Source organism: Paenibacillus mesophilus, assembly GCF_005938385.1.
Taxonomy (GTDB): Bacteria; Bacillota; Bacilli; order Paenibacillales; family NBRC-103111; genus Paenibacillus_AB; species Paenibacillus_AB mesophilus.
In genome coordinates, this window is record NZ_VCRA01000002.1 from 378,418 (window position 1) to 392,177 (window position 13,760).

At 52.0% G+C, this 13,760-nt stretch carries 13 protein-coding genes; 10 read left to right on the forward strand and 3 right to left on the reverse strand.

The window, feature by feature from the left end; all coding sequences use genetic code 11:
* Positions 1 to 80: 80 nt before the first annotated feature.
* Together FE783_RS04455 and FE783_RS04460 are read left to right on the forward strand one after the other, a co-directional pair.
* Entirely contained in the window at positions 81 to 845 is a 765-nt protein-coding gene (locus tag FE783_RS04455) for a copper amine oxidase N-terminal domain-containing protein (protein ID WP_138878120.1), read from the forward strand.
* Between the two features lie 105 nt (positions 846 to 950).
* Entirely contained in the window at positions 951 to 1,508 is a 558-nt protein-coding gene (locus FE783_RS04460; protein ID WP_138878121.1) for a GNAT family N-acetyltransferase, read from the forward strand.
* Positions 1,509 to 1,841: 333 nt separating this feature from the next.
* Here the strand turns inward: FE783_RS04460 and FE783_RS04465 are convergent, their stop codons facing one another.
* Complete coding sequence (locus FE783_RS04465; protein WP_138878122.1) at positions 1,842 to 2,945, reverse strand: cation diffusion facilitator family transporter; 1,104 nt, start codon at positions 2,943 to 2,945, stop codon at positions 1,842 to 1,844.
* A gap of 316 nt (positions 2,946 to 3,261) precedes the next feature.
* Here FE783_RS04465 and FE783_RS04470 point away from each other — a divergent pair, with 316 nt between their 5' ends.
* The 3 genes from FE783_RS04470 to FE783_RS04480 all read left to right on the forward strand — a co-directional run bounded on the left by FE783_RS04470 (position 3,262) and on the right by FE783_RS04480 (position 4,786).
* Positions 3,262 to 3,630: an ArsR/SmtB family transcription factor gene (locus tag FE783_RS04470; protein WP_420799707.1), complete on the forward strand. Its 369-nt coding sequence runs from the start codon at positions 3,262 to 3,264 to the stop codon at positions 3,628 to 3,630.
* 173 nt (positions 3,631 to 3,803) lie between these two features.
* Positions 3,804 to 4,004, forward strand: a complete 201-nt coding sequence (locus FE783_RS04475; RefSeq protein ID WP_138878123.1) for a copper ion binding protein — start codon at positions 3,804 to 3,806, stop codon at positions 4,002 to 4,004.
* A gap of 167 nt (positions 4,005 to 4,171) precedes the next feature.
* Positions 4,172 to 4,786, forward strand: coding sequence for an NAD(P)/FAD-dependent oxidoreductase (locus FE783_RS04480; RefSeq protein WP_238402851.1), 615 nt, complete (start codon positions 4,172 to 4,174; stop codon positions 4,784 to 4,786).
* Positions 4,787 to 4,859: 73 nt separating this feature from the next.
* Here FE783_RS04480 and FE783_RS04485 read toward each other — a convergent pair whose 3' ends face one another.
* Positions 4,860 to 6,116: a PASTA domain-containing protein gene (locus FE783_RS04485; protein ID WP_138878125.1), complete on the reverse strand. Its 1,257-nt coding sequence runs from the start codon at positions 6,114 to 6,116 to the stop codon at positions 4,860 to 4,862.
* A 283-nt stretch (positions 6,117 to 6,399) separates the two neighbouring features.
* On the opposite strand from FE783_RS04485, the gene FE783_RS04490 reads away from it, so the two are divergent.
* The 5 genes from FE783_RS04490 to FE783_RS04510 all read left to right on the forward strand — a co-directional run bounded on the left by FE783_RS04490 (position 6,400) and on the right by FE783_RS04510 (position 12,685).
* Positions 6,400 to 7,485: an LCP family protein gene (locus tag FE783_RS04490; protein WP_138878126.1), complete on the forward strand. Its 1,086-nt coding sequence runs from the start codon at positions 6,400 to 6,402 to the stop codon at positions 7,483 to 7,485.
* Between the two features lie 164 nt (positions 7,486 to 7,649).
* A complete protein-coding gene (locus tag FE783_RS04495; RefSeq protein WP_138878127.1) occupies positions 7,650 to 8,360 on the forward strand; it encodes a glycosyltransferase family 2 protein in 711 nt (236 codons plus the stop codon).
* A 356-nt stretch (positions 8,361 to 8,716) separates the two neighbouring features.
* Positions 8,717 to 10,030: an ABC transporter substrate-binding protein gene (locus FE783_RS04500; RefSeq protein WP_138878128.1), complete on the forward strand. Its 1,314-nt coding sequence runs from the start codon at positions 8,717 to 8,719 to the stop codon at positions 10,028 to 10,030.
* Positions 10,031 to 10,165: 135 nt separating this feature from the next.
* The gene (locus tag FE783_RS04505) at positions 10,166 to 11,554 is read left to right on the forward strand and encodes an extracellular solute-binding protein (RefSeq protein WP_138878129.1); all 1,389 of its coding nucleotides are present in this window, start codon (positions 10,166 to 10,168) and stop codon (positions 11,552 to 11,554) included.
* 45 nt (positions 11,555 to 11,599) lie between these two features.
* Positions 11,600 to 12,685, forward strand: a complete 1,086-nt coding sequence (locus tag FE783_RS04510) for a DUF871 domain-containing protein (protein WP_138878130.1) — start codon at positions 11,600 to 11,602, stop codon at positions 12,683 to 12,685.
* Here FE783_RS04510 and xerS read toward each other — a convergent pair.
* A complete protein-coding gene (xerS, locus tag FE783_RS04515; RefSeq protein WP_138878131.1) occupies positions 12,669 to 13,742 on the reverse strand; it encodes a tyrosine recombinase XerS in 1,074 nt (357 codons plus the stop codon). The two genes, FE783_RS04510 and xerS, sit on opposite strands and share 17 nt — an antisense overlap.
* Positions 13,743 to 13,760 lie beyond the last annotated feature (18 nt).

Genomic DNA, 13,760 nt, shown 5'->3' on the forward strand with positions numbered 1-13,760 from the left:
TAAAGCCATGCCGCTTTTCTTTTGTTGCCTGCGAGGGGCATCTCTACTAAAATATAGGAGAAAAGGAAGGAGAGCGAGAGATGAAACGGAAAGTATCGGTACTGGTGGCCGCCTTATTGGCAGCCGCTTCAGGCGTTGCCGTTGCCGCCGGCACGACCGGCGAATATAAAGGACACCCGATCGTGAACGTTGTCGTGAACGGCAAGATCGTGCAAGGAGAAGTACCGGGAATCAATATGGAAGGCACGACGTTAGTGCCCTTGAAGGTCATAAGCGAAGCGCTCGGCGCGCAGGTCGGTTGGGATCAGGCGACCTCTACCGCTTCCGTCACGACGGCCGCCCCGGCCGCGCCGCCTCCCAAGCCGCCGACGCAGGAGGATGAGGCAAAGCGCAAGCTCGTGCAAAGCGTCCGTGCCATATATGCCAAGGTCGATGCCTATATCGATCAATTGCCGATCATACGAGAGAAAATCCGGATTGCGAAAGAGTTTTACGATATCAAGAAAAACGATCAATACTTTAAAATGATGAACGAGCTGTACTGGAAGACGTTCGAGGATACGTATATGGCCATGCTGACCGAGACGAGCAGCGCCGAGATGAACGAAGCGAAGCAGAAGGGCATACTCTCGGTCGACTTTATGCAAATGCTGGAAACGGCTCATTCGGCGATGTCCTATTATAAATATTCGGTTGAACACTTTACGCGGTCCGTCACGATGGGGCAGCCGCAGTTTCTCGAGTTCTACATTACGAGCTATGCCAGCGGCTTCGAGGAAGAGTTGAAAGCGAAAGAGAAATATGAAGCTTCCCTGAAGCAATTCGTTGAACGCGCCAACCCGTGAGCATTTCGCATCGCGGGTTTTTCTTTTTTGCTTCCGCGTTATGTGAAGGGTATGCTTGTAATATGACATCCCGAATATTTCGTCATGCATGAAGGAGGGCAGCTCATGATCAGACAGGCAGTGATAGAAGATGCGGAGCAGGTGATGCCGCTGGTGCACGACGCGATCGGCTCCATCGCCAACTCCCTCGCGGGTACGGACGACGAGGCGGAGGCGATGCGGATATTGAGCGAGTTTTACCGGGAGCCGGGAAACCGGCTCAGCTACGGCCACGTAATCGTGGAGGAACGAAACGGACAAGTTGCCGGTATTCTGATCGCTTATGACGGCAGCCGGGCGGATGAGCTGGATAAGCCGTTCCTGGACCGAATCCGTACCGAAACCGGCCGGACCGATTATATGATTGAGAAGGAACCGCAGCCGGGCGAATATTATTTGGACTCGATCGCCGTCCGCGAATCGTATAGGGGACAAGGCATTGCCAAAGGACTGATGGCCGCATTCGAAGCGAAAGCGAAGGAGGAGGGACATAAGAAGCTTTCCTTGATTGTGGAGCAGGAGAACGATCGCGCTTATGCGTTATACCGGAAGATGGGGTACGAGGAGGATGGTACGCTGCAGGTTAGCGGGCACCTATTTCGCCGGATGGTGAAGGAAATTTGACCCGGGGCACCCGTGTGAAAGACTGCATACCTTAGGTAATGCAGTCTTTTTGAGCTATACGAAGGTTCAAGCACTTCGCCGTAAAGTATCCGAGACATTATTCGGCTCATTCGAACCGTTGTGACTCCCGTAACTGGAAAACATGCTGTTCCTTCCTTCAATTATTAGCCAATGCGAAGGTTTAACTGGAAAACCTGCAGTATATTTCTGCAAATTTGCTCTTTTAGCCCAATTATGACGATTTTTGCTGGAGGTTTTCCAGTTATTTCTTGCATATTGCTCACTTATGGTTACATTAGCTGTATCTTTTCCATTTAGTGGATCTAGAGGCTGCTAAACTTTAAGCTCGCCGTGCTTGAGGCTTGAAGTTTCGACCTGAATCGTAGCATGCATAATTTTATATTTGCGTTCGATCAGGTGAACGGCCTGCTGAAGAATCGATTGGCTGTCCGCATCGTCCTCGATCAGCACATGGCAGCTTAAAGAGTCGAGTCCGGAAGTGATCGTCCATACGTGCAGGTCGTGCACGTCCTTGACGCCTTTGATTCGAAGCAGCGATGTTTTCACATCCTCACAGTCGATCGTCACCGGAGTGCCTTCCATCAAAATGTGGATAGCGTGCTTGATGACTCCCCATGCGCTCTTCAGAATAAGCAGCGCGACGAGGACGCTAATAATGGGGTCGGCGACATACCACGAGAAGGCCATCATGAAAAGTCCCGCCACAATAGCTCCGACAGAGCCTAACGCATCTCCGAGAACGTGCAAATAGGCGCTCCGCACATTAATGTTGTCCTTCACATCGCCCTTTCGCATAAGCGCCCAAGCGCTGCCCAAATTGGCAAGCAGTCCGATCGCGGCAATGATCATCATCGAGCCGCTCGCTACGGCAGGCGGATTCAGCAGCCGCCCATAAGCTTCCCAGATGATAAAGCCGGCGATTACGAACAAAGTGGCCCCGTTGAATAGTGCCGCGAGTATTTCGAACCGGTAGTAGCCGTACGTTTTGTTCGGAGCGGCCGGCTTGACGGCGAACCACATCGCCGCCAAGCTTAACGCAAGCGCAGCGGCATCGCTGAGCATATGGCCGGAGTCGGACAGCAGAGCCAAGCTATTCGTGAACAGCCCGCCGAAAAATTCGAGCACCATAATACTTGCGGTGATCAGCAGCGCGATCGTCAATCCTTTCTTGTTGTCCGGTCCGTGATGATGATGTCCGATTCCGTGCGCATGATCGTGACCGTGAGCGTGCGAATGCCCGTGAGCATGAGTCTGATGAGGCTTATCGCCATGGCTGTGGTCGCGGTCATGGTCATGGTCATGATCATGATCGTGATCGTGATGATGATTATGATGATTATGATGATTATGATGATCGTGATCGTTATGATGAGTTCGGCTTTCGTTAAGGTTTATTTTGTTCTGATCGTTCCTCATCGGCCATTCCTCCGTTGATATATGAGCATGTATTCATATGTATTATATTCCAACGTTATTATTGTTGCAAGCGTCTTTTTCTATCGATAAAGAAAGTTTAACTTCGCTAAAGCATTAAAGCAAAGTGAGACTTTCTTTACCAAGAGAAACTTCCGCTAAATCGCGGTCGCTCTTCCTAGAAGTACATCGTTAGACGTTTTTCTTATTCGGGATCCGATTCCTTATTCCGGTGAGATGGCTCCACAGGAAAATGTTGTTGAATATTTGGTATAATACATGAAAGCGAACTAGTTTCGATTATTCCAGAGGTGGTGTCATGTTGGAGAAATTGCTGCACGATTCATGCGATGATACATGTACGGGAACGGAAACGGATTTGCAAAACCTGAAGCAATCGATGATAACGGAACCGGCTGCCGCAGGTATGGCCGATTTATTTAAAGCGCTCGGGGACCCTACCCGGGTAAAGCTGATCTATGCGATGCTGAACAAAGAATTATGCGTTCATGATTTATCCGTGCTGCTCGAGATGGGGCAGTCGGCAATCTCCCATCAGCTCCGCTATTTGCGCAATCTTAGAATCGTGAAGCGGCGTAAGGCGGGCAAGACGGTGTTTTATTCGTTGGACGACGATCACATTGAGCAAATATTCGTACAAACGTTGCAGCATTTGAAGCACCATTGAAAAGACTATTGACATACCCTCGGGGGGTATTGTATGATTGGAAATGTAAGGCGGATGAATTGCGGTTGGATGCAAGCTATCGTCCGGACGATCAATATGGCGCATAACGAACCGCATCGCGTAACGAAAAGCAAATAACTGGGTACCATAGAGGAAACGGGGAGGAATTGACTATGCAAAACGTTAATTTGAAAGTCGAAGGAATGTCCTGCGGACATTGCGTAAATTCTATCGAAGGAGCGGTCAAAAAGCTGGGAGCCTCCGCGAAGGTGGATCTCGGCAGCAAGTCCGTGGCGCTTCAGTTTGACGAGTCCAAAGTCTCGCTTTCGGCCATTAAGGAAGCGATCGAAGATCAAGGCTATGACGTCGTGTGAAATGGTCGAAGGAGCTATCTACCAGGTGGCTCCATCCTTTTACCCCAAAACATACCCTGTAGGGGTATGATAAAGAGAGTGCGACACGTACGGCCCTGATCGAGAAGGGGCTGAGTAAACTTTCGGGCGTCCTCGGAATGTCGAAGATCGAACGGGGAGGAATACGCGTGAAAATTGCGGTTGCGCCGGCAATTGGCGCAGGGGGCAGCTTGTTTTCCGCCGATCAATGGAAAGCGATTGGAGAAGCGCTTGGCAAGGAGGCCAAAGTCGAGTTCACTTCCTTCAAGCAGCTTTATGTGGACATAGAAGTTGAACGCGCCGACGAAGTGAAGAACGCTCTTCTTGCGGCTGGTTTGGAAATATATCCAGTCGGATTTTTTACGAAAAATTTGATTGCCTGCAATTTTTGCCGGGGAGCCGAAGAGGCCGGACTCGCGATCGCCTTGCAGCTGAACGAAGCGGTGGCGGGTCAAGAGGTGCCGAGTCCGCTCAAGGTCGGTTACGCCGGATGCGCCAATGCGACCAGTGAGCCTTTGTTTCAACATATCGGCGTTGTCAAAATGAAGAACGGATTCGATATCTACGTAGGCGGCGAAGGGAAGAGCATAAAGGCATCGGTCGGTCTTCTAATGCTGGAGGACGTCCCCGAGAACGCGGTAGTTGCCGTCGTTCAGCGATTGATCGCCGTTTACAAAGAGAATGCCAGAAAGAAAGAAAGGTTCTCGCGCTTCGTTCAGCGGATAACGCTGGAGCGGCTTCGCGAACTGGTTTCAACGGAATAAGAAAACGGGAAACAGGCTGCCGTACGCAGCCTGTTTCCTTTTGCAGTTCAGCCTATTTTACTAAAGCAGCGCTCTATTGCGGCGAAGGACCTTTGCTGATCCAGAAAGTCACCTTGCTTCCTTTCTCCACTTGCTCGTTCGGACGGGGCTCCTGCTTGAAAACAGTGCCTGCGGCTTGTTTGTCGGTTTCCAGAAAAAACTCGTACCGCAGCCCGGTATCCAGCGCCATTTTTTCCGCGGCTTCCTTGGACAACCCGGTCAAGGTAGGAACCCCGACGATGGGCTGATTGCCGGAAGGAGCGACGACCGGGGGTTTCTCTTTAGGGACTTCGACGGCGGTTTTTTGCGGTACGGTAGGCTGCGCGCGATGTTCGACTACGACAGGCTCCGCCGGCTTCGACTTTCCGCCGCCGTTCATCGTTTCCACGAGTAGAACGAACCCTCCGGCAAATACGGCCAAGCCCAATGCCGATAACGAAAGGGCGATCCATACTTTTTTGCCGACCTTCAGCCAACGATTGCGGAAAACGGGCCGGGACGTCTGCTCCTCTTCCTGATAAGCAATGTGCAACTCCTGATAAGTAAGAGTCTTGGCGCCGGTTCCGGAAGTCTCTAGCCGCTCATCGCGAAACGCCGCGGAAGACGGAGACTGCAGAAGCATGCTCATGTATTGCACGAAGGAGGCGAGCGAAAGCTTTTCCTTCCACGCGTCCGTTACGGCCGCCACGACTTCTTCCTTCTTGCTGACCGGAAGCACAAGAGCCCTGTACAGAGAGGAGGACAAAGATTCCGCATCTTCCGGCACCTCCTCGGATCGGGCCATAAGCTGAACGAACAGCCGGCTCAGTCCTTTGGACAACCGGGAATGGGATGACGGACGGTCCCATGTATTGATTACATTAATCGTTCCGTCTTCCGTAATCCAAATATTGCTGGGGTCGAGCAGGAAATGCAAATGACGTTCCTCCGCGGCGTCGAGCAGCGCTTGACCGAGATTCGCAATCATGGCGACGGCTTCCTTGAATGAAGGAGGATTGTTGCGGACGAACTGCCGGAAAGAGCAGCCCGGCTTGTAGGAAATAATGACATTGATATTCCCGGAGCCGGCTTCGATATCCAGAACATGCAAAAAGGGCGAGTCGGTCGCTCCTTGTTGAGCCGCGCTCCCCAGTTTGCCGATATATTGTTTGGCAGTCGCTTCCCCCTGCAGATCGACGGTGTAGACGAACACCGACCGCGCAAGCGACAAGTCCTTGCCCTCATACAGCTGTCCGTCGAGAAGCGGACCCAGCAGCTGCTTCAGTTCGTAACGGTTTGAAATAGGCTTCATTGCAAATCACCCCAATATTGTTTCCTATTCCATATGATTCGGAATCATACCTAATTTTGAGGACCGGCTCGTCCTCGGAAGCCTCCTGACGAAGGCGGCAAACGATAATTTCGCTTAGTGTAACACTCTTACGGACTCCAATCAATACTTCGAACATTTCTCGAAAAGAAATTTTGAACATTAAACCGTACGGGTAGGACTTTCGTCTAATAGGATGTGAGTAATTCTACATATTCCTTCAAGAATCGACTGTGAACGGAATAACGGGAGCGGTGGGAATGCGATGAGGGTCAGGACGACCAAGCGATTGGCCAAAAAAATAGGGATCATCGCCGCATCGGTTATCGGCGTATGTCTCGTCGGCGCGGCAATATATGCAGGGAATTTGGTGAACAAGGCGGATTCCGCCATCAGCTTGATTTCGGCGTCCGGTACTTCCCAGTCCGAGCCGGATGAAACGATTACGAATGTGAAGGAGGCGGCGATGAAGCCGATCTCGTTCCTCCTTGCGGGTGTGGACAACCGCGAAGGCGGAGGAGGATCGATGAACACCGACGTCATGATGCTGGTCGCCCTGAATCCGGAGGAACGCGCCGCGACCGTCGTCTCTTTGCCGAGAGACATGCAGCTGAAGCCGGAGCGGTTGTCGCCGCAGAAAGCGAACTACTATTACGCTTACTATTATAACAAGGACCGGAACAGCGCGATAACGAACACGAAAAATTTTTTCAGCGAGCTGCTGCATATTCCGATCGACTACATGGCCGTTATCAACTTCGACGGCTTTCGGAAATTGGTGGATGGGCTAGGCGGACTGCGGATTGACGTAGATATGGATATGCGATACGTCGACGAGGAGGACGGAACGAATATTAATTTGAAGAAAGGCTTGCAGACGTTGAACGGAAAAGAAACGCTGGACTTCGTCCGGTACCGGAAATCGAACGAAGGCACCGCAGAATCGTCCGACCTTGCCAGGAATGCCCGGCAGCACCAAGTTTTGAATCAGCTGCTGGATAAGCTGACTTCCTTTAACGGAATTTCGCAGTGGGGGAACGTGCTGGACACCGCCGGCCAAAGCATCAGAACCGATGTGCCCGAGTCCCGCATACGCGAATGGATTACGCAATACAAGAAGATGAAGCCGGACCAAATCGAGTTTGTTCCGCTGGAAGGCAAATGGGACAGTCCTTACATCGTTCCGTCGGAGAAGGATTTGAACTCGGCGCTGACGGCGCTTCGTACCCGGTTGGAATTACCGGACGAGAGCATGGAGGAAAGCCGGTCTTTTCGCATATCGGACGTAGTGAGGGTAGAGCCTTCGGAGCCGAATACCGTTACGAAGAATACGTATAGCAAAACGCGGTAAGAAGAAATACCGGTATCGCTTCATGAAAATCAGCGGCCATTCTCCGGTAACCGCCGTCTTCCGATTGACATCGGCCGCATATGGATATGATGTTATGTCCGATATGAAAGCGTGACGCTGTTGCGGTCGCGAAAGAGGTGACGGGGAGATTGGGAAATCGGCGAATGGCGAGATCCGGCGTTACGATTATTACGTGTACGAAAAGAGCCGCTTATCTCGACAATATATTCAACAATTATAAAAATCAGCAAGGGATAAATAAAGAACTTATTATCGTCTTGAATCACGACAAGCTGGTACCGGAGCATTACAGGCGAAAAGCAAATGCATACGGCAGCGTCTCCGTCTACCGGCTCCCGGAGAAAATGTCGCTCGGCTCCTGTTTGAACTTCGCCGTGAACAAAGCCCGATATCCGGTTATCGCCAAATTTGACGATGACGATTATTACGCGCCGCGCTATTTATCGGATAGTATCGCCGCGCTTGCAAAATCAAAAGCGGATATTGTCGGGAAACGTTCCTACTATATGTATCTCGAAGGGAAAAAAGTGCTTATTCTCCGGTTCCCGAAAGGAGCGAACAAATTCGTTCGCACTGTAGCGGGAGCTACGCTTGTTATCCGGAAACGGGTATTCCGCAAAGTCCGATTCGGCAACCGAACGCTGGGGGAGGACGTGAAGTTTTGCCGCGACAGCAGGGCGAGAGGATTCAAGATATACTCCGGCAGCAGTCGCAGTTTCGTAGCCGTTCGAAGGAAGCGTTCGCTGAATCACACTTGGATCGTGAGCGACAGAAAACTGCTTTCCAATAAACAAGTCCGTATTATCGGACGTGTAACCTACTACCGAAATTTCGCGGCGCTCACAAAGAAATAGGGGCACCGAAACGAACCTCCTTCCCGCGCGGAATGGAGGTTTTACTTTTTCACGGTGTAAATCAGAACAGAATCACAAAGGCGATTTGGATGAAATATAAGAAAAATATAGCAGTTTTGATTAAAATCAGTGTTGACTTCACCAAATATTGTATCTATAATCACGTTAGAAGGAAATCAATACGAAATCACAGACGATATTGAAGGCCATTGTAAAAATCAGAAACGCTTATCTAATTTCATGGAACGAGCGAGGCCGGCTTTCTTGCAGCGAAAAGAAAACGCTTTCAGTTTGATATAAGGGCACAAGATGAGCCTTTATATAGATTAACGGGTCAAGAAAAGGGAGGAGTCCTCATGAGAAAGAAGTCGTTAGCGTCGTTAGGTCTAGGCATCATGGCATTGTCGGTGATTTCCGCATGCAGCGGAACGAAGGAGCCGGAGGCATCCAAAGCGAAGGATGTGCCCGCCGCCGCCGATACGCCGGTGAAAGTAAGCGCGGATCCGGTTACGCTCAAGTTCGCCATCAATTTCTCCTGGCTGAACGAAGAAGAACGGAAAATGTACATCGTCGACCCGGTCAAGAAGAAATACCCGAACATTACGCTGGAGTTCATCAACTTGACGGAAACATCGCTCGATAAAGTGATCGCGACCGGCGTAGTACCGGACATCGTGCAGTCCGCTTCGCCGATCATCAACGTGTTCACCGACCTCGGTCTTGCGGATAACATCGAGCCGCTTATCAAGGCACACAAATTCGATACTTCGAAAATCAGCAAGCCGGGACTTGACGCCGTCAAAATTACGAGCGGCAACGATTACTTGATCGGATTGCCGTGGACGATTTCGTTCAATGCGACTTATTACAACAAAGACATTTTCGACAAGTTCGGTGTGGCCTATCCGAAAGACGGCATGACGTGGGATGAAATGAAAGATCTTGCGGTGAAGCTGACCCGCAAAGACGGATTGACGCAATACCGCGGACTCGAGCCGGACGTACCGAGCCGTATGGCTTCCGTTCTGTCGGTCGGTTACGTCGATCCGAAGACGAACAAAGCGACTCTCGACAACGATGCCTGGAAACGCGTCTTCAATTATATCAAATCCGTCTATGAGATTCCGGGCAATGAGAATTACCGATGGGTTCCGAGCGCGTTCGATTCTTTTATCAAGGAGCGTTCGCTCGCCATGTATCCGGGGCTTAACCACTTCCCGAACTTCAAGGGCGTAGAGGGGATCAACTGGGATATCGTTCAATATCCGCAATTCAAAGACAAGCCGAATATCGGCATGCAGGTTGACGAATGGATTCTGCACATCACGAAGCAAAGCAAATTCAAGGATCAGGCTTTCCAAGTCATCTCGACGATTCTTACGGACGAAGTGCAAGCCGAAATGTCCCGCAACGCGCGTTCGCCGATTATCAGCTCGAAGTCGGTACAAGACGAATTCGGAAAGAACGTCCCGTATTTGCAGGGCAAAAACCTGAAATCCATCTTCTTGACCCAACCGGCGGCACCGGTACCGCCAAGCAAAGATGGCGCTTACGGATCCACGGTTTCCCAGGAAGCGTTCAAGAAAGTGATGAAAGATGGCGTAGACGTCAACTCGGCATTGCGTGAAGCGGATGAGAAGCTGAACAAGAAAATTGCCGAAAGCAAATAAGCCGGAGTTTTGAAAGCGCGGGGTCCGGATAACAACTTTGCCGCCGTAGGCGCGTGAATTGTTGTCCGGCGAACGCGCGCATGGTATGATTTGGAGGAAGAGAACCATCTGGTCCGGCAATCTGGAGGAGACGATATGGAAAACCGCAACAGCCGCAAAACGTTTCGGTCCCGTTTGGACGAGCTCGTTCATACGCTGCGGGAAGAAATCGTCACCGGCCATCGCATTCCCGGCGAATTTCTGCCTTCCGAACGAGAATTTTCCAAGCAGTACCAATTGAGCAACTTGACCGTCCGCAAAGGATTGGAGCTGCTCGTCGCCGAAGGGTTAATAGACAAAATCCCCAGAGTCGGCAATAAAGTCATCGGTCCGGCCCGCGCAAGCGGGCCGATTCAGCTAAACATCGGCTATTATACGTCCATCCCGCGGGAAACCGGGATCGAACGGCTGCTGGACCGTTTCCGAGAGCTGAATCCGGACATTGAAGTGCAAGCGGTACCGTTTACGAACGAACGTCCCGATATCGTCAAGCAGTATTTGGACAACGGCATGTTCGATGTCATTACGCTCAACAACAATCATTTCCAGACTTATTTGGAGCAGGACTGGACGGATTCCTTGGAGCCGTTCGAACCGGACCCGGATATTTATCCGTTCCTGACGGATACGTTTACGGATGGCGGCAAGCTGCTCGTCCAGCCTTTTATTTTCTCTCCGGTCATTTTGTGCTACAACAGGGAGCATTTCCGCGATTACCACGCCCTCGAGCCGGACGGCGGCTGGAGCTGGGACCGCATGTTCGAGGTCGCTTCCCAGCTCGCCATCCCGAATGAGCGTCTCGGCTTCTACTACCATTTTCTATCGGCGAACCGCTGGGCCGTCTTCCTTCTGCAGCGCGGAGGCGCCTTCGAGAAAGAAGAGAACGGCCGCATTCGCTTGTACGGCACGGACATGATGGAAGCTTTTCGCTTCTGCCGCGAAGTTCAGGAGCATTTTCCGATCTTGTCGGTAGACATCTCCAACGGCGATGCCGAGAAGCTGTTCATCCAAGGGAAAGCCTCCGTCATCATGACGAGCTATTTCCATCTCAATTTCCTGCTCGACACCCCCGTCCAATTTGATATATCTCCGGTGCCGCATTTCGGCCGGCCGGCAACGCTGCTCATGAATATCGGCTTGGCCGTGAACCGGAAATCCCGGCATAAAGAGGCGGCCATGAAGCTCGTCCGCTTCCTGACGTCCGAGACGTCCCAGCTGTCCATCCGCAAGCATACGTACAGTCTTCCGGCGTTGAAGCCCGCGGCGGAATGGGTCGGCGAAGAAGCTATTTACCGCCCGTCCCGCTTCTCGCTGTTCCGCGAGATGATCTCCTCGTTCCATCCGTTTACCGATCTCGGAATCGGAGATAAGGAGTTCAGGACGATCGAGCGGGAGGTGAAGCTGTATTGGGCGGGCTTGGAAAGCGAGGAAAGCTTCTGCTGCCGGCTGGAGCAGCTGCTGTCGCCCGTGGAGGAGCCGGGATAAAATCCGCCGCCGCGGTTCTATCAACAACTCATACGAGGTGCGGACATGTTTGGGATTTCCGTCTATACGAACGATGACTTCTCGCTGAAGACGAATATGGATTACGTGGAGTCGGCTGCGAAGCTGGGTTACCGTCACGTGTTTACGTCACTGCATTTGCCGGAGGTGGACTTCCGGGCGAAATGGGCGGAGATGGAGCAGCTCTGCCGCCGCGTCAGCGAGCTCGGGATGCAGCTGACTGCGGACATTTCTCCGACGACGATGAAGATGGTCGGCGCTTCCGTACACGATCTGCTTCCATTCCGTCAACTCGGCATAGCCGCTCTGCGAATCGATTACGGATTTACGAGCGAAGAGATTGCCGCGATGACCGGCAACGGGCATCAACTGGGCATCGTGCTTAACGCAAGCACGCTTAAGAAGGCGCAGCTCGCCGAGCTGGCCTCGCTTCGTGCGGAATTCGGTTCGATGGGCGCATGCCACAACTTTTATCCAAGATCTTATACGGGCTTGACGTATCGTCAGCTTGCGGCACAAGCGGGTATCTTCTCGGAATACGGGGTGAAGCTGTCGGCTTTCGTGCCGTCTCAGCATGGCAAGCGGGGACCGATCTATGAGGGGCTCCCCACGATGGAAGCGCACCGGACGATGTCGCCGACCGTGTCGGCCCAATATTTGCTGCACGCCGGCTTGGCGGATACGGTATATATCGGGGACGCATATGCTTCCGAGGAAGAGCTTAGACGATTAATCGGCATCGATCCGGACATTGTCGAGCTGGAGCTGCAGCTGGAGGACGGCATTACGGATGAGGAATGGCGCATCCTTTTTTCCGGCGTTCATCGAAACCGGTCCGACGCCCCCGACTACGTCATCCGTTCGTCGGAATCCCGCAATTTCGCCCGGATCGGATCGCCGCTCGCGGCCAATCGATGCAAGGAACGGACCCGATACAGCGTGACGATCGACAATGCCGGCTATAAACGCTACTCCGGCGAGCTGCAGGTATGCAGGGCCGATATCCCGCAGGACGCCAGAGTGAACGTTGTCGGCTCCGTATGGGGCGACAGCCGCGAGCTGGTCGATCTCATAACCGGAGGCAAGAAGTTCGTATTCAAGATTTATCAATAGCTTCCGCCATCGTCTTGTCCGTAAGGTGAGCGTAAATTTGCGTCGTTTCCGGCGAGGCGTGTCCGAGCTGATCCTGCGTTTTGTACAGATCGTTTCTCAAGTAATAATCGGTGGCGAAAGAATGCCTCAGCTTATGTACGGACAAATACGGCTTCCCGAAATATTTCGCGTACTTGATCACCATCTCTTGGATGGCGCGTTTGGTCATTCTTTTGCCTTCTTTCGAACCGTTGGCGACGGCGAGAAACAAGGCTTTTTCCTTTTTGTCCGGATTGTACCGGACTTGTCGCACTTCGAGATAGGCGAGCAGATCGGCGACCGCCTCCTGGCGGAAGTAGACCGGAGTTTTGAACGTCTCGTCGTTTTTCCCTTTGCGGTATACGTAGAGCAGCTTTTTCTTAAGGTCCATGTCCTCCGTATTGAGATTGACGACTTCGGATACGCGCAGGCCGGAATTCAGAATGAGGCTGATCATGCACACATCGCGTACTTTGTTCAGCTCGTAGGAATACAGCGCCTGCTTGTTCCGGGCTACGGTATGAGGGTATCCCGTCTTCACATAATCGATAAATTCCGCGATTTCGGACTCCTGAAGAAGCTTGCCCTCCAGCTTGGCGGCCGTATCCTTCGGCTTATGCGTCCGCTTGATTTCGACCTTCGCCATCACATTCCGCTTCAATAATGGATACAAGTCCTCGTCCTCGGCGATTTGGCTTAAATAATGGAACAGCGAGCGGAGCGAGGACAGCTTTCTGGATATGGTCGTTTTCGTATTGGCCTGATCCTTCTTCGTCGCCAGAAACATTTTGTATGTGTCGATATGTTCCATCCGCAGCTTCTCCAGCACATCGATCGGAACATCCTTGATCGAAGGAGCTTCGCAGATCCCTTCGGCAAGCAGCCACGAGAAGAACGTGTCGTAATCGCGCACATACTCGAGCAGCGAGGACGGAGACAGGTCGGGCAGCTTGTAATTGATGAATTTCTCGACGTACCATGGCATGGAAGGGATTTTCTTGTCCAGCTCCTGACGGTCTTTCTGCTTTAATACATTCATTGGCAGCACTCCTCTCCG

What these genes read in the sequence shown, in the direction of transcription:
- FE783_RS04455 (WP_138878120.1), top strand. Translation starts at nt 81, where the DNA reads ATGAAACGGAAAGTATCGGTACTGGTGGCCGCCTTATTGGCAGCCGCT.
- FE783_RS04460 (WP_138878121.1), top strand. Translation starts at nt 951, where the DNA reads ATGATCAGACAGGCAGTGATAGAAGATGCGGAGCAGGTGATGCCGCTG.
- FE783_RS04465 (WP_138878122.1), bottom strand. Translation starts at nt 2,945, where the DNA reads ATGAGGAACGATCAGAACAAAATAAACCTTAACGAAAGCCGAACTCAT.
- FE783_RS04470 (WP_420799707.1), top strand. Translation starts at nt 3,262, where the DNA reads ATGTTGGAGAAATTGCTGCACGATTCATGCGATGATACATGTACGGGA.
- FE783_RS04475 (WP_138878123.1), top strand. Translation starts at nt 3,804, where the DNA reads ATGCAAAACGTTAATTTGAAAGTCGAAGGAATGTCCTGCGGACATTGC.
- FE783_RS04485 (WP_138878125.1), bottom strand. Translation starts at nt 6,116, where the DNA reads ATGAAGCCTATTTCAAACCGTTACGAACTGAAGCAGCTGCTGGGTCCG.
- FE783_RS04490 (WP_138878126.1), top strand. Translation starts at nt 6,400, where the DNA reads ATGAGGGTCAGGACGACCAAGCGATTGGCCAAAAAAATAGGGATCATC.
- FE783_RS04495 (WP_138878127.1), top strand. Translation starts at nt 7,650, where the DNA reads ATGGCGAGATCCGGCGTTACGATTATTACGTGTACGAAAAGAGCCGCT.
- FE783_RS04500 (WP_138878128.1), top strand. Translation starts at nt 8,717, where the DNA reads ATGAGAAAGAAGTCGTTAGCGTCGTTAGGTCTAGGCATCATGGCATTG.
- FE783_RS04505 (WP_138878129.1), top strand. Translation starts at nt 10,166, where the DNA reads ATGGAAAACCGCAACAGCCGCAAAACGTTTCGGTCCCGTTTGGACGAG.
- FE783_RS04510 (WP_138878130.1), top strand. Translation starts at nt 11,600, where the DNA reads ATGTTTGGGATTTCCGTCTATACGAACGATGACTTCTCGCTGAAGACG.
- xerS (WP_138878131.1), bottom strand. Translation starts at nt 13,742, where the DNA reads ATGAATGTATTAAAGCAGAAAGACCGTCAGGAGCTGGACAAGAAAATC.